Origin of the sequence: Nocardia gipuzkoensis (assembly GCF_021183645.1) — a bacterium.
In the GTDB taxonomy this organism is placed as follows: Bacteria; Actinomycetota; Actinomycetes; order Mycobacteriales; family Mycobacteriaceae; genus Nocardia; species Nocardia abscessus.
Genome location: NZ_CP089225.1, coordinates 3,524,663 through 3,545,100, shown reverse-complemented (window position 1 = coordinate 3,545,100; position 20,438 = coordinate 3,524,663). Strand labels below are relative to the sequence as shown.

The following is a 20,438-nucleotide window of genomic DNA, read 5'->3' as shown; positions in this document are numbered from 1 at the left end:
CCTACTGTTCGGTGGCCGAGCCGCCCGCAGCTCGGATGATGCCGTCGAGCACGTCACTGGTCCGGCGCAGATCGCGCATCGCCTGATCGATCCTGGCGCGCTCCTCGGTGAGCTTTTCCACCAGGAACGGCGTCGCGCGGGCGTTGGGGGTGCCGTCGACGTCGTGGACGCACGGCAGCAGTTCACCGATCGTGTCGCTGTGCAGGCCCGCGGCGAACATCTCCTGGATGCGCCTGACCCGGTCGACCGCCGCCTCCGGGTACTCCCGCTGGCCGCCGGAGGTCCGCTGCGCGGCCAGCAGTCCCCTTGCCTCGTAGTACCGCAGCGACCGGACGCTCACGCCGGTTCGCTCGGCCAGTTCACCGATCCGCACACTCGCTCCTTGACCTAACATCGATGTCAGGTTTTACGGTACAGCCATGCTGCTGTTGACCGAATACCGCAACCACCCGCTCGACCTGCCCAACCGGATCGTCATGTCGCCGATGACCCGGTTGCGCTCGCTGCCCGACGGTTCGCCGACCAGCGATGTCGCCGACTACTACGCCCAGCGCGCGACGGCCGGGCTCATCGTCACCGAGGGCATCTGGCCGCATTCGACCGGCCAGAGCGAAGCGTGGGTGCCCGGATTGCAGACGCCCGCGCACGTCGCGGCCTGGCGCCGGGTCACCGAGGCCGTGCACGCGCGGGGCGGACGGATCTTCGCGCAGCTCATGCACGGCGGGCGCAAGGGCCACCCGCTCGCGCGGATCGACGGGTCGTGGCCCGCCGGACCGTCGGCGGTGCTGGACGAGGACCCGGTGCATCTCATCGCAGGCGGCAAGGCCGATCCGATCACGCCCGCCGCGCTCGACCACGCCGGTATCGCCGCCGCCGTGCGGCATTACGCCGCCGCCGCGCGCAACGCCGTGGCCGCCGGCTTCGCCGGAGTCGAGATCCACGCCGCCAACAGCTATCTCCCGCACCAGTTCCTCGCCGACAACACCAACCTGCGCGACGACGAGTACGGCGGTTCGATCGTCAACCGCATGCGGCTGCCCCTGACGGTGGTGGACGCGGTGACCGAGGCGATCGGCGCCCACCGCACCGCCATCCGGCTCTCGCCGGGCAACCCGCAGTTCAACATGTCCGAGGCCGATCCGGCCCCGCTCTACCGCGCACTCGTCACCGAACTCGACCGGCGCGGCCTGGCCTACCTGCACCTCACCGACAACGACCACTACCCGGCGCTGCACGACCTGCGACCGCGCTGGCACGGCACGCTGATCGCGAACATCGGCGAGAACCGCGAACCGACCACGGCGGCGGGCGCGGAACAGGTGCTGCAAGCGGGGCTGGCCGACCTGGTCTCGTTCGGCAGGTCGTTCATCGCCAATCCCGATCTCGTGCACCGCATCCGCCACGACCTGCCGCTGGCGCCCCTCCGCGAAGAGCTGCTGTACGGCCGCACCGCCGAGGGCTACAGCGACTACCCGAACTGGACGGCGGCCGATTTGGTGCGCGACTAGGCAGTCGCCGCTCGGCGATCTCCCGCACCGTCACCGCCGTCTCCGTGGGTGACGACGTGCGCGTGGCCCGGATCGGCGCGGTCTCGTCGCCGCGCTGAGGCGCGCCCAGGACATGTCGATCGTCCCCGGGCCGGGTGCTCGTCTCCCCGGCCCGGCGGTTCGCCGCCGCTATTCGCAAGTTGCTGTGTCGCGAGCCGGGCACGCCGCGGCTGGCAGACCTGCCGCTCGCCCGCGCGAATACGGTGCGGAACACAGCGATACGGGCTCAATCCTTCAGCGCACCCCGGATTGATCCAGCGAGATAGTCCAGATCCTCTCGCCGCGGACTGGTCGGACGGCCGCGCAGCCCGAACCCGTCGCCCGGAGTACGCGGGATGACGTGCAGATGCACGTGGAAGACCTCTTGCCCGGCCGTCACCCCGTCCGCCAGAAAGAAATTGACCCCGTCACACCCCACCTCACTGGTCCGCAACGCCGCCGCGAGCCGCTGCCCCACTTGGAACAACTTCCCCCCGATGACGGGATCCAGCTCGGCGAGACTGCGTGCCGCCACCTTCGGCACCACCAGCAGATGCCCCGGCGTCATCGGCCTGATGTCCATGAACGCCACGACATCGTCGTCCTCGTAGACCTTGCTCGACGGCGCCCGCCCAGCAACGATATCGGCGAAAATCGTGTAGGGATTCATAAGCCGCAGCCTATGCGGTCCCCAGCGCGGCGCCGCGCGTGTTGTCGTCCTCACAAGTGCCGGCCAGCGGCAGCCGCATCGACACCGGTCGAGGCCAAGGCGTGCGGCTTCACCACCGCCCGCTGCCGCGGGTGCTCTTTCATGCTCGACCCGGTCGGGCAGCTCCCGTGCGTCGTTCAAGGGCTGAAGTGATCAGATAGCGCGCCTGCTTGCCGGTCACGGACTGATGGGACAAGACGTCGAATGCGCGCCCATACAGCGCGACTTCCCGTGGCTGCGTGATGGTCAGCTCGGCCGTGTGCCCTTCGACTTTGACCATCCGGTTGTCGAACATGGTGAAATTCTCCAGGACCACCTTGGCCTCGGCTGTCAGCGGCACGATCCCGAACGTGACTCGCGGCATGCCGATAATCGAGTGCAATCGATCGAGTTGGCCGCGCATCACATCGTCATCACCAACGGTTGTGTAGAGGGACCGCTCACTGATGACGAAGTGAAATCGGTGATCCCTGCGGTACAGGACTTGTTGCCGCTCGATACGTTTGGACACGCCTGCGTCGATGTCGTTCGGCAGGTGGTAGAACTCGATGACGCTGCGCAGCTTGGCCTCGGCATACTCGGCGGTTTGCAGCAGGCCGGGAATGATCTGCGGATCGTAAGTGCGAATCAGCTTCGCTTCCGCTTCGAGCTTGGCATACAACTGCTGTCCGCGCTTGACCCCTGCGCTGAGTAGCCGACGGTACTCGAGATATGCGGCGTCGATATTGTGCAGCGTGGCAAGCAGGTCGGGCAGCTGTTCGTGCGCCCGGCAGTGGTTGCAGTAGGCACGGATATCGTCGCTCGAAGGCGTGTTCCTCCCGTGCTCGATGCGGGAAACCTTCGACTCGTGCCAGCCCTCGCGGGAGGCAAGCTCTCGGCCGCTGATACCGGCATCACGCCGGATTTCCCGAAGCCTCTGGCCGAGAGCTTCCCTCGCGTCTTGAACAGAATCAGTCACCGCTGGATGCTGACCGAAGCGGCGAACTCGGTGTACGGGATGGCCAGATCCCAGAGCCTTTGCCTGACGAGCCGGCAATATGCCGCGACGCCGGGATCGTTGGTCACTGCTGCACCGACCGGCTTGCCGATGGCGTCGACGAGGTTGAACGCCACCAGCTCGTCATCGAACAACCACCAGTCATCGGGAGGCACCTTCCCCGCGAGATGCCTGAGAACATAACGAATGTCCTCGCCGGCACGCACGCTACTTCCAGCCACCGACAGCAACCACCGTTGATAGCCGGAAAGGGGTTCGGTTACCACCCGGATACGGCTCACCGTGATCCCGCGATCGGCGAGTGCTGCAATCAGTTGGATCCAGTCGTTCTTGTCGTAGCCGTCCGGCGGCTCAGGTTCGCCTGCGAGGAACCGCCGCAGCGGTGCAGACTCCTCCGGCTCGGCGTAGGAATCCCGGACTTCCAGGTGAAACGCTGAATGCTGGGCGCCCTCGAATAGCTCCAGCCAACGATCATCCGAGCGAAGTTCCACCGTAGTAGTTCCTTTCAGCCTTCGGCACTTCGATGGCTGTTTCGTTGTCCTCCAGCACCAGCTGAGCCAGAGTTTCATGGTCGGTGATGGGGCGACCAGTCAACCTGAACGTCCCCCTGCCCGTGTCGATCATCGTCGCGCCGATGAACGTGTCCGTCTCAGCGAAGCCGGTCAACAGGTGCGGAATCTCCACTATCTCAGGCTCCCCGGTCCGCCATCCCTGGACGAGGTAAGTTCCCTGGGCAGTCGCGTACAAGGATGGGCACCCTGTCTTATCGGAGCCACCTTTGCCGAGAAATCGTAAGTTCATGATCAAGTCCCTCCCGATATTTTTGTGCATGCTTGCACCGACATAACTCATGATCCGCCACTCTTGCGCCACATGCACCCTGTTGGCCGAATGCGCGCAAGTTTGCGCAAGTTCGTAGACCTGTCGGATGTCACTCCCTAATCTCGAATCCGAGCACTCGCCGTCGGGGCGGCGCCGGAGCCCTCATCAATTCACCGAGCCCCCGGCGACGAGTGTCACACCATCGCGGCTGCCCGCCGGAATGTCGGCGGAATACTTCGCAGCCCTCCGTGAATGGGTGGAGGCCCAGAATCGTCCCGGAGCCGGGTGGTTGCGTCCGGCAGAGTGGTGTACCAGCGATTTCGGAGCGACCGCGTGAGCGTGTCGTAGCCGGATAGTGGGCGGTCACCGCGTGATCCTTCTTGAACCGCCAAGCTCAACGAAGGAGAAGTTCACGCGATGACCTCTGTCGAGCCTATCGACCCGTCGAAGTTGTTGTCCGATCAACTCGCCGTCGCCAGCCCTGACCTGCTGCGCACCATGCTCTCGACGTTCATCCAGTCGCTGATGAGCGCCGAAGCCGACGCGGTGTGCGGTGCCGGCTACGGCGAACGCTCGCCCGAGCGGGTCAACTCCCGCAACGGCTACCGGCATCGTGATTTCGACACCCGGGTCGGCACGATCGACGTCGCGATCCCGAAACTGCGATCGGGCAGCTACTTCCCCGACTGGCTGCTGGAGCGCCGCAAACGCGCCGAACGCGCACTCACCAGCGTGGTCGCCACCTGCTATCTGCTCGGAGTATCCACCCGGCGGATGGAGAAGCTTGTCGAATCCCTCGGGATCACAAGCCTGTCCAAGTCGCAGGTGTCGATGATGGCCCGCGACCTGGACGCCCAGGTCGAAGCGTTCCGCACCCGTCCGCTGGATCAAGGTCCATACACCTTCGTCGCCGCCGACGCCATGGTGCTGAAAGTCCGGGAGAACGGGCGGGTGGTGAACGTGCACTGCCTGATCGCGACCGGCGTCAACGCCGAGGGCTACCGCGAAATCCTCGGTATCCAAGTCACCTCAGGTGAGGACGGAGCCGGTTGGCTGTCGTTCTTCCGGGACCTGGTCGCCCGCGGCCTGACCGGAGTCCGTCTGGTCACCTCCGACGCACACGCCGGACTGGTAGCCGCGATCGGCGCCACCCTGCCCGGCGCGAGCTGGCAGCGCTGCCGCACCCACTACACAGTCAATCTGATGTCGGTGTGTCCGAAAACGTCGTGGCCGTGGGTGCGGACCCTGCTGCACTCGGTATTCGATCAAGCAGACCCGGAATCAGTTGCCGCCCAATACGACCGGATGCTCGACGCGTTGACCGAGAAACTGCCGAAAGTCGCCGACCACCTCGACACCGCCCGCGCCGACCTGCTCGCGTTCACCAGCTTCCCCAAACAGATCTGGCGCCAGATCTGGTCCAACAACCCCCAAGAACGGTTGAACAAGGAGATCCGCCGCCGCACCGACGTCGTCGGCATCTTCCCCGACCGCGCCGCGATCATCCGCCTCGTCGGCGCCGTGCTCGCCGAACAACACGACGAATGGATCGAAGGCCGCCGCTACCTCGGCCTCGACGTCCTGACCCGATCCCGCACCACCACCGACACCAACCCGAATGAACAGGAGGAAACCACCACCCCAGCCCTCACCGCCTGACCACCAACCGGATCAGCGGTGACCGCCCCTCCTACACCACGCCCCTGGACTTGACCAGCCGGGTTGCCGGCTCCGGTGACTCTCAACCCATAAATGACATGAGGACTGATACGGCAATGGGTTTCAATTGGTGGCAAGACGACGTCGATCCATCGGAGCGGGGGAACGTCCAAGACATCGTCGATCGCGTCCAAGCCGAGTGGAGAGCCAGCCAACGGGGGCCGACGGGCTGGCCTCATGCAGCCCCCGAGTGGCCCTTCAGCGCCGTAGAAGCCCACGCGACCATGCAGCAGCGCCGCGGCTGCCGCGCCACGGAGTGCCCACGCAAGGAAGCGGCGCGCCAAACGCTGATCAGCGCCGGACGCATGAAGCCGGACACAACACGGGAGTTTTGAGCGGAGAAGACGCTCAGGCGAAAAGGGGAAACTAGTGCACAGCAGCGTATTTAGACTCGTAGCCGTCCTCAGCGCTGCGGTCGCGTTCACCCTCACAGGTGTCAACGTCGTCAATGCCAGTCCCGGCGGACCATCGGTCACAAAGGCGAAGAAGACCCTCTGCGACAACGGATTCAGCTTCTCCAAGCCGACGATCGTACGGCCCGAGGTACACGCCGATGGGTGGGCACAGTGCGATCGGCCTACCGATGGTGGGGACCCGGCGCTGACGCACAACTACTACCTGAGCCTGCAACGACGGAACTCCTCTGGCTCGTGGGAGTTCGTCGGCCAGCATGTGAAGACCAGTCTGGTGCCATGGTCACGCCAGACCTACACCGCTACCGCGCCATGCGTTCCCGGACTCTGGCGGATGTACTCCTCGGCGAGCGGTACGATCCAGGGCAGGCCGTATGGTCCGATCGAGACCACCTCCCAAGAGCGTGTTGTCAGCGCGGTCGACTGCGGATAGAGGGATGACATGGGTTTGCCGAGTGGGCGACGTTACGCCGAGTACGACGGTCCGGTCACTCTACGAGATCGGGTGATCGGTGTCGCCAGGGCATTGTCTCGCCCCCACCCCCGACGGCGGTTGCACCCAGACGACACGGGTGGCGGATACACGCTGCATCGCGAAGTCGGCTGGTGGACTGTCCGGCCGGTGTCCGGTTGGGGTGCGCGGCGCTGGGTCAGCAAGCCGACGTACGCGACTCGGACCATTCCGGGAACCGATCGCGAGGAAGCGCTGACCTGGATGTGCACGAAGCTGGGCGTGTTCTGATCCGGTAAAGATCCCGGAAACGCAAAAAGAGCCCCCTCCCGCGATCCCTTGGATTCACACGGTCGTCGCAGCACTCTCGGTTGGAGAGGTTGCGGCGACCGTGTCGTCGTCTGCGGACGTCGCTGAGCGCGCGCTGTGGCCGTTGAACACACGGTTTCGCGGAATGACGAGCCGCTTCGCCGCAGAAGCCTCAGTTCCCCTACAGGATCGGCGACGGCGAATACCGCGCCGCGTCCGGGTGGCGGTCGACGAGTTTCTGCACCTGGCCGATGACGTCGGCGACCTGGGCTTCGGCGGCGCCGACGAAGGCGGACTTGTCGGCCAGCGCCGCGTCGAGGGCGGCGCGATCGAGCGGGAGGCGCGCGTCGGCGGCGAGACGGTCCAGCAGGTCGGGTTCGCGGCCCTGCTCGCGCATGGCCAGCGCGACCGCGACGGCGTGCTCCTTGATGACCTCGTGCGCGGTCTCCCGTCCGACACCGGCGCGCACGGCCGCCATGAGGATGCGGGTGGTGGCGAGGAAGGGCAGGTACCGGTCCAGTTCGCGGGCGATGACGGCCGGGTAGGCGCCGAACTCGGCCAGGACGGTGAGGAAGGTCTCCATCATCCCGTCGATGGCGAAGAACGCGTCCGGCAGCGCGACTCGGCGGACCACCGAGCAGAACACGTCGCCCTCGTTCCACTGCGCACCGGCCAGCTCGGCCGCCATCGAGGCGTAACCGCGCAGCACCACCTGCAAGCCGTTGACCCGTTCGCAGGAGCGGGTGTTCATCTTGTGCGGCATCGCCGAGCTGCCCACCTGACCGGGCTGGAAACCCTCGGTGACCAGCTCGTGCCCGGCCATCAGCCGGATGGTGTGCGCGAACGAGGACGGGCCAGCGCCCACCTGCACCAGGGCGGAGAGCACGTCGTGGTCCAGCGAGCGCGGATAGACCTGGCCGACGCTGGTGAGCACGGTCGCGAAGCCCAGATGCCTGGCTACCTGCTGCTCCAGCCGGGCGAGCTTGGCCGGGTCGCCGCCGAGCAGGTCGAGCATGTCCTGCGCGGTGCCCATCGGGCCCTTGATCCCGCGCAGCGGGTAACGGTCGATGAGTTCACGCAGCCGCGACAGCGCGATCAGCAGTTCGTCGGCCGCGGAGGCGAACCGCTTGCCGAGCGTGGTGGCCTGCGCGGCGACGTTGTGCGAGCGGCCCGCCATCACGAGCGCCTGGTACTCGGCGGCGCGCTCGGCCAGCCGCGCGGCGATCGCGACGCCGTGCGCGTGCACGTGCTCGAGCGAGAGCCGGATCTGCAGCTGCTCCACGTTCTCGGTGAGGTCGCGGCTGGTCATGCCCTTGTGCACGTGTTCGTGCCCGGCCAGCGCGTTGAATTCCTCGATGCGCGCCTTCACGTCGTGCCGGGTGACCCGCTCGCGTTCGGCGATCGAGGCGAGGTCGACCTCGTCGAGCACCCGCTCGTAGTCCGCGACGACCCCGTCGGGCACCGCTACGCCCAGCTCCGACTGCGCCCGCAACACCTCCAGCCACAGTCGCCGCTCGAGCACGACCTTGTGCTCCGGCGACCACAAGTGCACCAGCTCCGGGCTGGCGTAACGGGTGGCGAGGACATTGGGGACAAGACTCACGTCGGGTCAGTCTAGTGCCCGGTAGCGGTCCACTTGCGCAGGTGTGGCGCGCACGGGGCCGTCCGTGGTCACGTACGCCGCCGTCTCGGGGGCCGACCCCCGTGCGGGCGGCGCGACGATGTCGATCACCTCGAGCAGGGCGCCCCGCGCCATCCGCCGCGGTTCGGGGTCCATCTCGGTGAGCGCGGCGACCACCGCTCCGTCCACCACGGCGACCAGCCTGCGCAGTTGTTCGGGCCGCACCATCCGGTCCGACCGGCGCAGCACGTCGGCGAGCAGTTCGTCCAGCTGGGCGCGCAGCCGTAACTGCACTTCGCGCAATTCCGGGTGCCGCGCCGAGGCGACCGAACGCTCGTAGCGGGCGATCAGCTGCCCGCGCGCGCCTTCGTCGGCGCCGTCGGCGCCCACCAGCAGGTCCAGGACCAGGTCGACGGTGGCCTCCGCGCCGCGGCGACGGTGGCTCACCTCGCCGACCCGCCTGCGCATCGCGTCCAGCTCGGCGTTGCCGCTGAACTCGACCGCCCGCGCGATCAGGTCGTCGAGGGATTCGAAGTAGTAGGTGGTCGACGCCAGGGGCAGATCAGCGCGCGTCGCAACCGAGCGATGCCGCACCGCCTCGAACCCGCCTTCGAGCAGGAGTTCGGCAGCGGCGGCTATCAAAGCCTGGCGACGCCGTTCGCCTTTCGGGGTCGTCGCGGTGATCACCGTGCCATCGTGCCAGTCGTCATCAGTTCTTCCAGGGGAAATCAGCGAGGAAAAGCAACCATCGTTGTTTTACCGCATCCGCGCGGCCAGGGTGCCGAACTGCGGAAAGTTCTTGCCCGGCAGGGCTTTCATACACCTAGATAGTGCCCTAGACGCAGCAGCGCCGCCTCGATATCGGCGGTGGCTCCGGCGAAGGAGAAACGAACCGTGCGGTGTCCGTTGACGGTGTCGAAATCCACCCCCGGCGCGAGCGCGACGCCCGTGTGATTCAGCACGTCGGCGCACCACGCCCGGGAGTCGTCGGTGAGGTGACCGATGTCGGCATAGGCGTAGAAGGCGCCGTCGGCCGGGGCGAGGTCGCTGATGCCCAGCTTCGGCAGCCCGTCCAGCAGCAACCGCCGGTTCACCGCGTACCGCCGGACGTGCCCGTCGAGTTCTTCCTTGGCCTCCGCCCCGAACGCGTGCAGCGCGGCGTACTGCGAAATGGCGGGTGGGCACACCGTCAGGTTCGAGGCCAATCGCTGCAACGCAGGCCGCAGCCCCGTCGGCACCAGCATCCAGCCCAGCCGCCAGCCCGTCATGGAGAAGTACTTGGAGACCGAGCCGATCACCACCGATTCCCGCGAGGTCTCCCACGCCGAGGAGGTCGCGCTGTCGGCGCCCGCGCTGTCGTAGGTGATCCCGTGGTAGATCTCGTCGGAGATCAGCAGGGTGCCGTGCTCCTCGCACCAGCGGGCCACCGCGGCGAGTTCGTCCGGGGCGATCATGGTGCCGGTGGGGTTGGCCGGGCTGGCCACGACCAGGCCGGCGGGCGGCTCGGGGAGCGCGTCGAGCATCGCGACGGTGGGCTGGAACCTGGTCGCGGCGCCGCAGTCCAGCTCGAGCACCCGGCAGCCGAGCGCGGCGAGCGTGTTGCGATAGGCCGGATAACCGGGGCGCGCGACCACGACGGTGTCGCCCGGGTCGAACGCGGCGAGGAAGATCAGCGAGAACGCGCCGGACGAGCCGGTCGTCACCACCACGTCGTCCGGCGCGACGTGGTAACCGTAGGTCTCCCGATGGTGTTCGGCGATCGCTTCCCGGATCGCCAGGATGCCGAAAGTCTCCGTGTAACCGAGCAATTCGGACTCGATGGCCAGCCGGGTCGCGCGCAGCACCGGCGCGGGCGCGGGCGTCGACGGCTGTCCCGCGGCGAGAACGAGCACATCACCGTGGGTTCGGGCGCGTTCCGCGGCGGCTTTCCAGACATCCATCACGTAGAAAGGTGGAATGGTCGACCGGCGGGATTCTCTGGACACTCGACAGACGGTAGAGCACGCGCAACCGCACGGTCGCGGTTATGGTCGGCCTGATGCTCGATAGGTCTCGACCAGACGAGCTCGACCGAGTGCGCGGAGTTGGCGGTATCGGCGTCATTCCGCGTGATCGGCGCGCGCGCCTGCCACGACGGGCGCGCAAGCGGCTGTTCGGGCGCGGCGGCAGGGTCGATCCGCGCGCCCTGTGGGCACGCCGCCGCGACCTGCGGGCCTGGTGGGGGCGCAGGCCGGACGCGCGCGATTTGTGGCGGCGCAAACCCACCGGCGACGAGTTGCTCGCGCTGGCGCGCAAGCACAAGGTGCTCTTGGCCGGGCTCACCGCGGCCGCGGTGTTCGCCGCGGGCGACACGTCCTTCGCCGGGACGGTCACCGATCGCACGCCGGCTCCGGATCGCGCGCAGCGCGTCGCTGTCGCGTATCCGCTTCAGATGCAGAACACCCCGCCCTCGGTGACCCGGTTGCTGAACGCGATCGCCAACGGTGAACGGCTGCGCGAGCAGGCGGTGGTCGCGGCTGCCGCGCGCACGACGCTCGAACGCGCCAAGGCCGAGGCTGCCGCCGCCGTCGCGGGCGAGCGTCAGCCGTGGATGACCGGAACCGCTCCGGTGCAGCCGGGGACCATCCCCGGCACCACCGGCTTCGCCCTGCCCGCCCGCGGCATCTTCACCAGCGGCTTCGGGTCCCGCTGGGGCACGTTCCACAACGGCATCGACATCGCCGGTCCGATGGGCACCCCGATCTACGCGGTCGCCAACGGCACGGTCATCGACGCGGGACCGGCGCAAGGCTTCGGGCTGTGGGTAAGGATCCGCCACGACGACGGCAGCGTCACCGTCTACGGGCACATGTACGACTTCTTCGTCTCGGTCGGCGAGCGGGTGCCCGCGGGCATGCAGATCGCCCGCATGGGCAACCGCGGCGACTCGACCGGCCCGCATCTGCACTTCGAGGTGATCGTCGGCGGACAGCACGTGGACCCGCAGCAGTGGCTGGCGCTGCGCGGACTCACGTTCGGCTGAGCCGGAACGCAGGCGGCCGCTCGGCGGCATCGGAGACGACTCCGCACACCGTTGCCTGGGCATCGGCTCCCGAAGGCGACGACCCCCAGGTCGGCCGTGGGTCGGCGTAGCGGATCGCGCCGACGCTGCCGACCGGTCGCCGACGCGCTCCCGATCCGGCCGTCCGGCCATCGAGACGTGCGCCGACCGAACCGCCGGTCAGACCTCGATGCGACCTTCGACGGCGGCCAAGCCGATGTCCGTGCGGTAGTGGCTGCCCGGCAGTTTGATCGCGGCGATGCGGTCGTAGGCGCGCGTACGCGCCTCGACGAGGTCGGCGCCGACGCCGACCACGTTCAGCACCCGTCCGCCCGCGGAGACCAAGGCGCCGTCTTCGCGCTGCGTGGTGCCGGCGTGCAGGACCGTCGCGTGCTCGTCGAACGCGCCCTCGCCCGCGCCCGAGATGGCGTCGCCGAGCCGCGGGCGGCCCGGGTAGTTCTCCGCGGCGAGCACCACGGTGATCGCCGAGCCGTCGCGCCAACGCGGCGGGGCGAGCTGGGCCAGCGTGCCGGTGGCGGTGGCGTGCAGCAGCTCGCCGATCGGGCTGTCCAGCAGCGCGAGCACCGCCTGCGTCTCGGGATCGCCGAAACGGCAATTGAATTCGACTACGGCGGGACCGGCCGCGCCGATCGCCAGCCCGGCGTAGAGCAGGCCGGAGAATCCGCTGCCGCGCCGCACCAGTTCGGCGGCAACGGGTTTCACCACGTCCTCGACGATCGCGGTGAGGGTCGATTCGGGCAGCCAGGGCAGCGGGGTGTAGGCGCCCATGCCGCCGGTGTTGGGTCCGGTGTCGCCGTCGCCGACGCGCTTGTGGTCCTGCGCGGGCAGGAGCGGAACCACCGTCTCGCCGTCCACCAGGCAGAACAGCGACACTTCGGGGCCGTCCAGGAACGATTCCAGCAGCACCGGGTGGCCCTGCTCGAGCAGTTCGGCGCCGTGGTCGCGCGCGGCGGAGCGGTCGGCGGTCACCACGACACCCTTGCCCGCGGCGAGTCCGTCGTCCTTCACCACCCAGGTGGGACCGAACCGGTCGAGCGCGTCGTCCAGCTCGGCGGGGTTGTCCACGACCTCGCTGTGCGCGGTGCGCACACCCGCGGCGGCCATCACGTCCTTGGCGAAGGCCTTGGAGCCCTCGATCCGGGCGGCGGCGGCCGACGGGCCGAAACAGGCGATGCCCGCCACGCGCACCGCGTCGGCGACGCCGAGCACCAGCGGGACTTCGGGGCCGATCACCACCAGGTCGGCGTCCACCTCGGTGGCCAGCGCGACCACGTCCTCGGCAGCGCACGGGTCGACCGGGCGCACCTGCGCGTGCTGGGCGATCCCGGCATTACCGGGGGCGGCGAAGAGCGCGGTCACCGCGGGGTCCCGGCGCAGCGCCAGGACGAGGGCATGTTCACGGGCTCCGGAACCGATGACGAGTACACGCACGGCAGACAGCCTAAACGAGCCGTTGCCCGTCTTCGCCGCTGCCGGTGCTCGGGAAGGGGATGATGAATGGGGACAACGGGTGTGGGCGTATCGGGCCCGCACCCGACCACTGTGTCCTTTCCGGCATGTGCGGGGGCCTGACCGCTCCTGCCACCGGAGCACCGAAGGAAGTGCTGACAAATGGGTCTGATCGACGGACTGATGGGCAACGCCGGCCGGATCGAGCCGGGGCAGGCGCAACAGGAGTACGCCAAGCTCCTGGGCAACGGCGAACAGGTCTACGCAGCGTACTTGCTGGTCCGCGACGCGATGCTGTTCACCAACCGCCGCCTGATCCTGATCGACAAGCAGGGCGTCACCGGCCGCAAGGTGAGCTACCACAGCGTCCCCTATCGCGCGATCACCCATTTCTCGGTGGAGACCGCGGGCACCTTCGATCTGGACGCCGAACTGGCCATCTGGATCGCGGGCACCACCGAGCCGCTGTTGAAGCGGTTCAACCGGCAGGTCGACATCTACGAGGTGCAGGGCATTCTGTCGCACTTCGTCGCGGTGTAGCGGGGGCCGGTCCGGCGCTTCGGCGCACCGGCCGGTCTACGCTGCGGAACATGGCTTCTGTCTTCAGCGCGATCATCGCCGGTCAGCTCCCGGGCCGTTTCGTCTGGGAGGACGACGAGTTCGTCGGGTTCCTCACCATCGCCCCGGTCACCCCCGGTCACACGCTCGTGGTGCCTCGCAAGGAGATCGACCACTGGCAGGACATCGACGGCGACACCTTCGCCAGGCTGTCCGCCGTCGCCCAGAAGATCGGCCAGGCCGTGCGCGCGGCATGGGACGCCCCGCGGGCCGGTCTGCTGATCGCGGGACTGGAAGTGCCGCACCTGCACGTGCACGTGTTCCCGGCCTTCTCACTCGGCGACTTCGACATCTCCGGCGCCGACCCGAATCCGAGCCCCGAGTCCCTGGACGAGGCCCAGGCCAAGATCAAGCAGGCACTGCGCGAACTCGGCCACGGCGCCAACGTTCCCGACTAGCCCGCCTCTGGGTCAGCTCGCCACATCGCGCAGGGGTGTATCGATTCCGCCGACCGCGACCGTGGCCAAAGTCTGGCTCGGGGTCCAATAGATCCGGCCGTGCTCGAAATCCTGATAGGCGCCCGTGTCCCAGGGGATCTCGTCGCTCGTCGGCCAGCCCAGCGGCCCGGTCTCGAAACCCGAGCGGTTCCAGCGGTCGCGGATCGCGCCGTGCACCCAGTGCACGCTGTCGCTCGATTGCCGCCGGTAGAGCGCGCCGCCCTGGAAGCCTTGCACCTCACCCGCCACCTGGCCGTTCTCGGACAGGACGGCGCGATCGGTGATCGGGTAGCCGAGCGGACCGGCCTCCCAGCCCAGTTCCTCGAATTTTCCCCACAGCGTCTCCGGGATGGCGTGCGCACCGGTGTCCGGATGCCAATAGATGTACCCGTGTTCGAATTGGGCGAAGCGGCCCGCGCCGTCGGGCGTCGCGATCTCGCCATTCGTGATCCGGGCGCCGAGCCACGGATTCGCGGCCGCGCAATCATTGATCGCGTTCGGCTCCGAGCCGCCCGGCTCGCCGGTGGCGAAGCCGCGCACGTCGTCGGCGAACACGTCCCAGGGGAAATTCGGCCCGACGTCGGTGTGCGTGCCGATGCCGAGACACTCGGTGACGTACTTGTGGTCGGAGATCCCCTGGCGCCGCTGGTAAGGCGGTGCGATGACGTGCGTGTCGAACCCGTATTTGCGCGCGTCCTGCACCGCGAGCCAGGCCGCGATCCGAATGTCGTCGCGGATGCGCAGCCAGTCGTTCCGGCTCCACGCCACGCGGCTGCCCGCGAAGCAGAGGTTGATCGTGAACGGGTTCGCGTCCAGCACCGACCAGCTGGCCAGATCGGTGTCGACCACGTCGACCACCACACGATCACGGACCGTGTAGTGGTAGCTCACCCCATTCGCCGGGTTGTTCAGATAGTTGGCCAGGCTCTCGGCCGTTCCGTTGCCTTCCTGGGTGTGCAGCAGGAAGTTCTCGATGCGCGCCCCGTGACGGCTGGACGCGGAGTTGCCCATTCGGTCCAATTCGACGTAGTCCGGCTTCTGCATCGCTCCTCCTTGATCCGGGACGGCCTTCGACCACTGGCCGTAGTCGTCGGCGAGAACTTTGTTGACGTCCACCACGACACCGGCGACCCGATCGCGGTCGATGCGGATCTGATGGAGGTGCGCGGCCGGATGGTCGCCGTTGATCGAGGAATCGCCGGACCAGTTGTGTTGCCAGAACCAGGTGGCGACGCCGTCCTCGAGCGCCCAGTCGATGCATCGGGCATTGCCGTACATGCCGGTCCATTCCAACCCGACGACCGATGCCCAGCCCCGCAGAAACGGTGCGATCAGCGAATTCCACTCGTTCAGCGACGGATTCGCGTCAACGGGGGCATACAGCGGACGGAAGCCGGGTCCCCCGGCCGCGAGATGGTAATCGAGCGCGATCCGCGCATGATGCACACCCGCGTCGTAACCACCTTTCCAGTCCGATGTCTCACCCTTGCCGTACTGGTAATTGGTCACTATTTCCAGCCCGAGGGCGCGCAATCGGTCGCAGTAATCCCGCCGCAGCGGCTTCGCACCGAAATTCGTGCCCGGGCGGGAATCGCTGAAGTAGCCTATGACGCCCGCGTATCCGGCGTCCTTGATCGCTTGTGGCTCGATGAGCGCGGCGGAGAAGTCGATCAGCTCAGTCATCGCACACCCCCTGGTTCGTACGAGCCCGCGTATCGGTCGGTGGCAACGCGTTGTATTCGTACATCTCAGCAACTTTCGGCAGATGGAGAACCCGACACAGTCGATTTTCCCGCGTATGCGCGAAGTATGCCAGTATGTTTCGTTTGTAGCCCATCCGGTGTTTGCGCGTGACCTGAACCGGCTCGTCGCGAGACCTATTTGCGCACACCAGACTACAAACAGACTCGTAGCCGAAAACATTCCAGTCGGTCGGTAATCAGACCTGCTGGTAGTTCGCTACCGCCCGCCATACTGGTCGCCCCTTTCTCTCGCCCATTCCATCCGGATTCGGATGAGAAATCGTCCCACGCTTACAGACGAATTCGAACCGGACGCGTTCGTCGGCAACCGGAAAGGGCTCACTTGCCCATTCGCCATCGGGAAGTCTCGGCCGAACTCGTTCAGCGCGGTCACGCCATGCCCGCAAGCGACTGCATCTACCGGGCAGCCCGGGTAACCCGGTCTGCCAGTTCAGATCTTGACGTTGGCCACTTGGCGAACTGGCCAGGGAGTCGGTGCCGCGGCGGGCGTGGGCGAGTACACGGACGGTCCTGTGGACCTGTGGGTGGTTGCGCATGAGCCCCGATGCAGTGCGGCCGTATCTTCTCCAGCGTGCCCGGCGCGCTCAGAGGTTCGTCGTTGAATGCCAGGACCTTGCGCCACAATTTGCGAATGGTGGTGTGCGCTCCGGCATCGTCGCCCGCCAGGGTGTAAGAGCAGCTGCCACGGCCGCGATGAACGCGGGCGAGGCGGGGCCGGGCATCTCTGGCGGTATGTACCCCGGATCCCGCATCGTCCATGCCTCCACGGTGACACGATGGCCCTACACAATCCGGCAGAGACCAACCGAGTCGCGACAACGCCGCGACGACGTGACATCCGTCAAGCCAGGTCCGGCGGGCGGTCGTAGGCGTCGATGGCGGCCTTGGCCGTCGAGGAGTCCTGCAACACCAACTCCCACGGCCCGGAGTTGATTTCGAAACTCTTGCCGAAGCCGACCCATTTCCCTGCCATCCGGGCACCGGTCAGCTCGATCAGCAGTTGGATAGCCCCGTGGTAGTAGGCGCCGCGGTAGTAGCCGTCCTGGGCGGTGTGCTCGCGCCATGTGCCAGTAGCGACGTGCCCGTCAACGGTCAAGTCCATCTCCATGGAGGACTGCGCGGAGTTCGGCAGGGAGCGCACCGTCAGCCGGCTGTCGTGCTGCAACACCACGACATGGTGCACAGCCGTGAACGTCGCATCTTGTCCGGACGAGTAGTACTCGTAACGGGACAGCCAGATCCCCGAGTAATTGCCTGGCATCCTCGGGCGCCGCGCAGCGGCGAACTGCTCGGGCGCGACTTCACCTATAGCCGAGTCGACCTCGGTTCCGTCCGCACCGCCGGAGAGGCTTCGGCCGGCCATCACGGCACCGAACCCCAACGACTCGATCGGTAGCCGCATCACTTTCTCCAGAGCACGTACAGGGAGCGCGAGTGGTAGGTTCGCATGCGTCGGTGGCGCCCCGTCAGGATTGCCGGATCAGGCCACGTCCGGCGGCCGCCCATAGGCGTCGATTGTGATGACCATCCATCGAGCGATGCACCGGCGTCCACAGGTCGCTCGCAATCTCGACGCTTCGCGCCGCCTCGGATACGATCGAGAAGCTCGACACGCCTAGATGCACGCAACCGAAGCTGGAGGGGGCCAACGAGTTGGGGGATCGGTGGCCTGCGAAGAAAGCAGGTTACGTAGTTGCGATCATCGAGCGACACTGCGGGCCTCCCCTCCGGCAACGTGGATCGCATCGCGTGTACCAGGGCAAGAACGGCAGGTTCACGTTCGCGTTCCACGATGGCGTCGAGATCAACGGAAACATCCTACGACGTATCCTTGTAGTTGACATCGGTCTATCCGATTCCGAAGCCCGGAATGAGGTGGGTAAGTGAGCGCACAGACTGTTGTGTACCGCTTCTGCCCGGACGCTGGGCCGAAGTGGCAATACTATTCGATGCCCGAGAGCATCCTCGGTGGCGCAGACACGCTCGCGGAAGCGAAGCAGGACTATCGCGAAGCGCTGGCGTTCGCGCTCGATGCGGAGCCCGAGGCGCTGCCACCAATCCATGAGCACACCGAGCGGCCGATCGTCGCGGGTGTCTTCGTACGCACCGCGCTCGATGAGCACCAACTCGACCGCGCCGAGGCGTTCGACGTGCTAGCACCGGCGTTCGCCAACCGGAACCCCATAGAGATCGAGTGGCTTTTCGAACACACCACAGCAAGCGGCGACGTTGTCGCTGTCGTGTGCGAGCCGAGCGATGACGTCGCCTTCCTCCTCGACCAGATCACCCCGCACGACGCAATCTGGATGGTACTGAACGGGCCCAGCATGGTGGCTTGGCGCGCGATCGGCGGCTTGCTGGCGGCGAATCCCACCGAGACCGCAGGAACCAGCCTCTCAGACCTTGGCGTGAATGCATCTACACCAGTGCTCGAGTTTGCAAGCACGATGAGCCTGAAGCGTCAGCACTACGCGGTAGCTGTCGGTGTCTGAGAACTAGACCCGAGCCAACGTTGTGGTGGATCGAAACGGTGCAGCGGCACCGAGAATGAGGGCCACGGCCTCTACCACTGAGCTTCAGACGCGCAGCGGCCGACGGAGCCCCCTGTCAGGATTGAACTGACGACCGCTCGCTTACAAGGCGAGTGCTCTACCACTGAGCTAAGGAGGCGGGAAAAGCGGTTGTCATCATAACCGGGCTCGCCGTCTGTGTGACAAACGGAATCCGCGTTCGGCGATGAACGCGACCCGACCCGACAACCGCTTTCGAGTGAAGCGAGATCGAGCATCGCTCACGGCCCCGCTCAGACCCGAGCGACCGGCCCGCCCACGACGACGTCACAGGCGGCGGTCGCTCGGGCGTGCGCCGAGACAGAGCCGCGAACCTGCCGCGCGGTGGGCGCGGCACTCGGCGGACCGATCAGGACTGGGCGCCCTGCCGGGCCGCATCGTCCGCGGCCATGGCGTCGCGCAGGCTCTTCGGACGCATGTCGGTCCAGTTCTTCTCCACGTACTCGACACAGGCGGCACGGCTGTCCTCGCCGAACACGACTCGCCATCCGGCCGGAACCTCTGCGAAGGCGGGCCACAGGGAATGCTGTTCCTCGTCGTTGACCAGGACGAAGAAGCGGCCGTCTTCATCATCGAAGGGGTTGGTGCTCAATTTCACCTCACTGGATACTGGCGCTATGTACGGGATCGCTCCTGGTTCACACGGTGCCGGGTTGCTGCCAACCCCTGGCGCCGAGAGAGCCCGAGCGTTGTTTCGACACTAGCAAGCAAGACGTTACGCCTGGGCGGTTACCTACGCTGTCGCCTCGCCGACGCGCAATCAGCCCGCGAAGAAGTCCAGCAGAATCTTGTTGACCGCCTCCGGCCGTTCCAAATATCCGAAATGCCCCGCGTCCGGTACCTCCTGGTACCGCGCGCCCGGGATCACGTCCGCGATCTCCCTGGACAGATACGGCGGAATCATCCGGTCGTCGGCGAAACCGATCGAAAGACAGGGCACGCGGATCGCCCGGTAGGCCTGCACCCGATCGAAATCGTGGTCCATCCGCCGCTGCGCCCGGATACCGGGCGAGACCGGCCCGCCGGTGAACTCGAACAGGTCGAGCCAGTCGCGCGCGGCGTTCGGCTCGGCCATGGTCGCGGGCGAGAGGTTCATGACCGCGGTGATCGCCGCCTCGTATTTCGGCGGCAGTTTCACCCCGGCGGCGTCGAGCTCGTGTTCGCCGAGGGAAAGCGTCTTCTGGAACTGGTCGAGGCGCCCGTGCCCGGCCATGAACACCGCCTTGCGCACCAGCTCGGGGCGGGCCAGCGCCAGTTCCTGCGCGACGCGCGCCCCCATCGAGGTGCCCACCACCAGCGCCGGGCCCTCGTCCAGGAACTCGATCAGGGCTGCGGTGTCGGCGACCAGCTCGTCGACGGTCATGCCGGAGGCCGCCTCGAAGGACGGCGCGATCCCGCGATTGTCGAACGTGCACACCCGGTAACCGGCCGCGACCAGGGCGGGAACCTGGTGCAGCTCCCACACCCGGCCGGGACTGCCGGTGCCCATGATCATGACGACGAGCGGCGCGGAGCCCTTGGTGTCGGTGCCCCTGGCGCGGTCGCCCTTCACCTGATAGTTGAGGGAAATCCCGTTCACCGTGGCCAGCGGCATGTCGACCCTTTCGTGGAGTTGGTGCTGCTCCCCCACGGTATAGGGACCGGCGGGGGCGACGCACCGACCGGGGTGCCCTGGTGGCGCGTGCCACGCTTGCGCCAACGCCCCGGCGGGCGCACCTCCCAGCGTCGCATACCATTGACTTTTCGCAGGGTAAGAGCGCACTAAAGCCGGGAGGACTTGACGATGGCCGCGAAGGGCAGCGCGAACGACATTGCGGACGACGATCTGGAACCGCTCGCCGACGAAACCGCGCGTCAGGCGCAGCGGGTGGTCGCGGCATACGCCGAGGACGCCGATGAATGCCGGATGTTGTTGTCCATGTTGGGTATTGGACCGAACGCTCGAGGCGAATAGCCTCGTTCTCGACGCCAAC

The 20,438-nt window shown here is 67.0% G+C and carries 20 protein-coding genes and 1 tRNA gene; 7 read left to right on the top strand and 14 right to left on the bottom strand.

Annotated elements, in window-relative coordinates; all coding sequences use genetic code 11:
- Nucleotide 1: 1 nt before the first annotated feature.
- Nucleotides 2-373: a MerR family transcriptional regulator gene (locus LTT66_RS15950; protein WP_233068286.1), complete on the bottom strand. Its 372-nt coding sequence runs from the start codon at nt 371-373 to the stop codon at nt 2-4.
- Between the two features lie 46 nt (nt 374-419).
- Here LTT66_RS15950 and LTT66_RS15945 point away from each other — a divergent pair, with 46 nt between their 5' ends.
- Entirely contained in the window at nt 420-1,508 is a 1,089-nt protein-coding gene (locus LTT66_RS15945) for an alkene reductase (RefSeq protein WP_233068284.1), read from the top strand.
- A gap of 265 nt (nt 1,509-1,773) precedes the next feature.
- On the opposite strand, the gene LTT66_RS15940 is transcribed toward LTT66_RS15945, so the two are convergent.
- The 4 genes from LTT66_RS15940 to LTT66_RS15925 all read right to left on the bottom strand — a co-directional run bounded on the left by LTT66_RS15940 (nt 1,774) and on the right by LTT66_RS15925 (nt 3,916).
- Nucleotides 1,774-2,196 (bottom strand): HIT family protein, encoded by a 423-nt coding sequence (locus LTT66_RS15940; RefSeq protein ID WP_233068275.1) that lies wholly within the window; start codon nt 2,194-2,196, stop codon nt 1,774-1,776.
- A gap of 139 nt (nt 2,197-2,335) precedes the next feature.
- Nucleotides 2,336-3,193, bottom strand: coding sequence for a helix-turn-helix domain-containing protein (locus LTT66_RS15935; protein ID WP_233068273.1), 858 nt, complete (start codon nt 3,191-3,193; stop codon nt 2,336-2,338).
- Nucleotides 3,190-3,723 (bottom strand): DUF6879 family protein, encoded by a 534-nt coding sequence (locus tag LTT66_RS15930; protein ID WP_233068271.1) that lies wholly within the window; start codon nt 3,721-3,723, stop codon nt 3,190-3,192. The genes LTT66_RS15935 and LTT66_RS15930 overlap by 4 nt, the downstream gene beginning before the upstream one ends.
- Nucleotides 3,704-3,916 carry a hypothetical protein gene (locus LTT66_RS15925; RefSeq protein ID WP_233068269.1) on the bottom strand — a complete coding sequence of 71 codons (213 nt, stop codon included), beginning with the start codon at nt 3,914-3,916 and terminating at the stop codon, nt 3,704-3,706. Before LTT66_RS15925 ends, LTT66_RS15930 begins: the two co-directional genes overlap by 20 nt.
- 555 nt (nt 3,917-4,471) lie before the next feature.
- Here LTT66_RS15925 and LTT66_RS15920 point away from each other — a divergent pair.
- A complete protein-coding gene (locus LTT66_RS15920) occupies nt 4,472-5,713 on the top strand; it encodes an IS256 family transposase (protein WP_233062422.1) in 1,242 nt (413 codons plus the stop codon).
- Between the two features lie 1,414 nt (nt 5,714-7,127).
- Here the strand turns inward: LTT66_RS15920 and purB are convergent.
- The 3 genes from purB to LTT66_RS15905 all read right to left on the bottom strand — a co-directional run bounded on the left by purB (nt 7,128) and on the right by LTT66_RS15905 (nt 10,552).
- A complete protein-coding gene (gene purB, locus LTT66_RS15915; RefSeq protein WP_195094768.1) occupies nt 7,128-8,549 on the bottom strand; it encodes an adenylosuccinate lyase in 1,422 nt (473 codons plus the stop codon).
- 6 nt (nt 8,550-8,555) lie between these two features.
- Complete coding sequence (locus tag LTT66_RS15910) at nt 8,556-9,254, bottom strand: TetR/AcrR family transcriptional regulator (RefSeq protein ID WP_043686453.1); 699 nt, start codon at nt 9,252-9,254, stop codon at nt 8,556-8,558.
- A 128-nt stretch (nt 9,255-9,382) separates the two neighbouring features.
- A complete protein-coding gene (locus LTT66_RS15905) occupies nt 9,383-10,552 on the bottom strand; it encodes a pyridoxal phosphate-dependent aminotransferase (RefSeq protein ID WP_181718943.1) in 1,170 nt (389 codons plus the stop codon).
- A 53-nt stretch (nt 10,553-10,605) separates the two neighbouring features.
- Between LTT66_RS15905 and LTT66_RS15900 the strand changes: the two genes are divergently transcribed.
- Nucleotides 10,606-11,589, top strand: a complete 984-nt coding sequence (locus tag LTT66_RS15900) for a M23 family metallopeptidase (RefSeq protein ID WP_233068267.1) — start codon at nt 10,606-10,608, stop codon at nt 11,587-11,589.
- 198 nt (nt 11,590-11,787) lie between these two features.
- Here LTT66_RS15900 and purD read toward each other — a convergent pair whose 3' ends face one another.
- Nucleotides 11,788-13,059, bottom strand: a complete 1,272-nt coding sequence (purD, locus tag LTT66_RS15895) for a phosphoribosylamine--glycine ligase (protein WP_233068265.1) — start codon at nt 13,057-13,059, stop codon at nt 11,788-11,790.
- Between the two features lie 180 nt (nt 13,060-13,239).
- Here purD and LTT66_RS15890 point away from each other — a divergent pair, with 180 nt between their 5' ends.
- Both LTT66_RS15890 and LTT66_RS15885 read left to right on the top strand, forming a co-directional pair.
- Nucleotides 13,240-13,617: a PH domain-containing protein gene (locus tag LTT66_RS15890; RefSeq protein WP_043686442.1), complete on the top strand. Its 378-nt coding sequence runs from the start codon at nt 13,240-13,242 to the stop codon at nt 13,615-13,617.
- A 50-nt stretch (nt 13,618-13,667) separates the two neighbouring features.
- On the top strand, nt 13,668-14,093 hold the full coding sequence (locus LTT66_RS15885; RefSeq protein WP_233068263.1) for an HIT family protein: 426 nt from the start codon (nt 13,668-13,670) through the stop codon (nt 14,091-14,093).
- A gap of 12 nt (nt 14,094-14,105) precedes the next feature.
- Here the strand turns inward: LTT66_RS15885 and LTT66_RS15880 are convergent, their stop codons facing one another.
- Complete coding sequence (locus tag LTT66_RS15880; protein ID WP_233068261.1) at nt 14,106-15,815, bottom strand: glycoside hydrolase domain-containing protein; 1,710 nt, start codon at nt 15,813-15,815, stop codon at nt 14,106-14,108.
- A 921-nt stretch (nt 15,816-16,736) separates the two neighbouring features.
- A complete protein-coding gene (locus LTT66_RS15875; protein ID WP_233068259.1) occupies nt 16,737-17,258 on the bottom strand; it encodes an XRE family transcriptional regulator in 522 nt (173 codons plus the stop codon).
- A 520-nt stretch (nt 17,259-17,778) separates the two neighbouring features.
- Between LTT66_RS15875 and LTT66_RS15870 the strand changes: the two genes are divergently transcribed.
- A complete protein-coding gene (locus LTT66_RS15870) occupies nt 17,779-18,387 on the top strand; it encodes a nuclear transport factor 2 family protein (RefSeq protein WP_233068257.1) in 609 nt (202 codons plus the stop codon).
- A 106-nt stretch (nt 18,388-18,493) separates the two neighbouring features.
- Here the strand turns inward: LTT66_RS15870 and LTT66_RS15865 are convergent.
- From LTT66_RS15865 to LTT66_RS15855, 3 genes are all read right to left on the bottom strand, one after another.
- A tRNA-Thr gene (locus LTT66_RS15865) sits at nt 18,494-18,565 on the bottom strand.
- 249 nt (nt 18,566-18,814) lie between these two features.
- A complete protein-coding gene (locus tag LTT66_RS15860; protein ID WP_011207082.1) occupies nt 18,815-19,057 on the bottom strand; it encodes an MbtH family protein in 243 nt (80 codons plus the stop codon).
- 168 nt (nt 19,058-19,225) lie between these two features.
- Nucleotides 19,226-20,059, bottom strand: a complete 834-nt coding sequence (locus tag LTT66_RS15855; RefSeq protein ID WP_043686424.1) for an alpha/beta fold hydrolase — start codon at nt 20,057-20,059, stop codon at nt 19,226-19,228.
- Nucleotides 20,060-20,248: 189 nt separating this feature from the next.
- Between LTT66_RS15855 and LTT66_RS15850 the strand changes: the two genes are divergently transcribed.
- Complete coding sequence (locus LTT66_RS15850) at nt 20,249-20,419, top strand: hypothetical protein (RefSeq protein ID WP_169334155.1); 171 nt, start codon at nt 20,249-20,251, stop codon at nt 20,417-20,419.
- The last annotated feature ends 19 nt before the right edge of the window (nt 20,420-20,438 follow it).

Coding starts and splice junctions, on each gene's coding strand:
- LTT66_RS15940 (WP_233068275.1), bottom strand. CDS start 2,196: ATGAATCCCTACACGATTTTCGCCGATATCGTTGCTGGGCGGGCGCCG.
- LTT66_RS15920 (WP_233062422.1), top strand. CDS start 4,472: ATGACCTCTGTCGAGCCTATCGACCCGTCGAAGTTGTTGTCCGATCAA.
- LTT66_RS15875 (WP_233068259.1), bottom strand. CDS start 17,258: ATGGCCGGCCGAAGCCTCTCCGGCGGTGCGGACGGAACCGAGGTCGAC.
- LTT66_RS15945 (WP_233068284.1), top strand. CDS start 420: ATGCTGCTGTTGACCGAATACCGCAACCACCCGCTCGACCTGCCCAAC.
- LTT66_RS15890 (WP_043686442.1), top strand. CDS start 13,240: ATGGGTCTGATCGACGGACTGATGGGCAACGCCGGCCGGATCGAGCCG.
- LTT66_RS15850 (WP_169334155.1), top strand. CDS start 20,249: ATGGCCGCGAAGGGCAGCGCGAACGACATTGCGGACGACGATCTGGAA.
- LTT66_RS15855 (WP_043686424.1), bottom strand. CDS start 20,059: ATGCCGCTGGCCACGGTGAACGGGATTTCCCTCAACTATCAGGTGAAG.
- LTT66_RS15900 (WP_233068267.1), top strand. CDS start 10,606: ATGCTCGATAGGTCTCGACCAGACGAGCTCGACCGAGTGCGCGGAGTT.
- LTT66_RS15885 (WP_233068263.1), top strand. CDS start 13,668: ATGGCTTCTGTCTTCAGCGCGATCATCGCCGGTCAGCTCCCGGGCCGT.
- LTT66_RS15880 (WP_233068261.1), bottom strand. CDS start 15,815: ATGACTGAGCTGATCGACTTCTCCGCCGCGCTCATCGAGCCACAAGCG.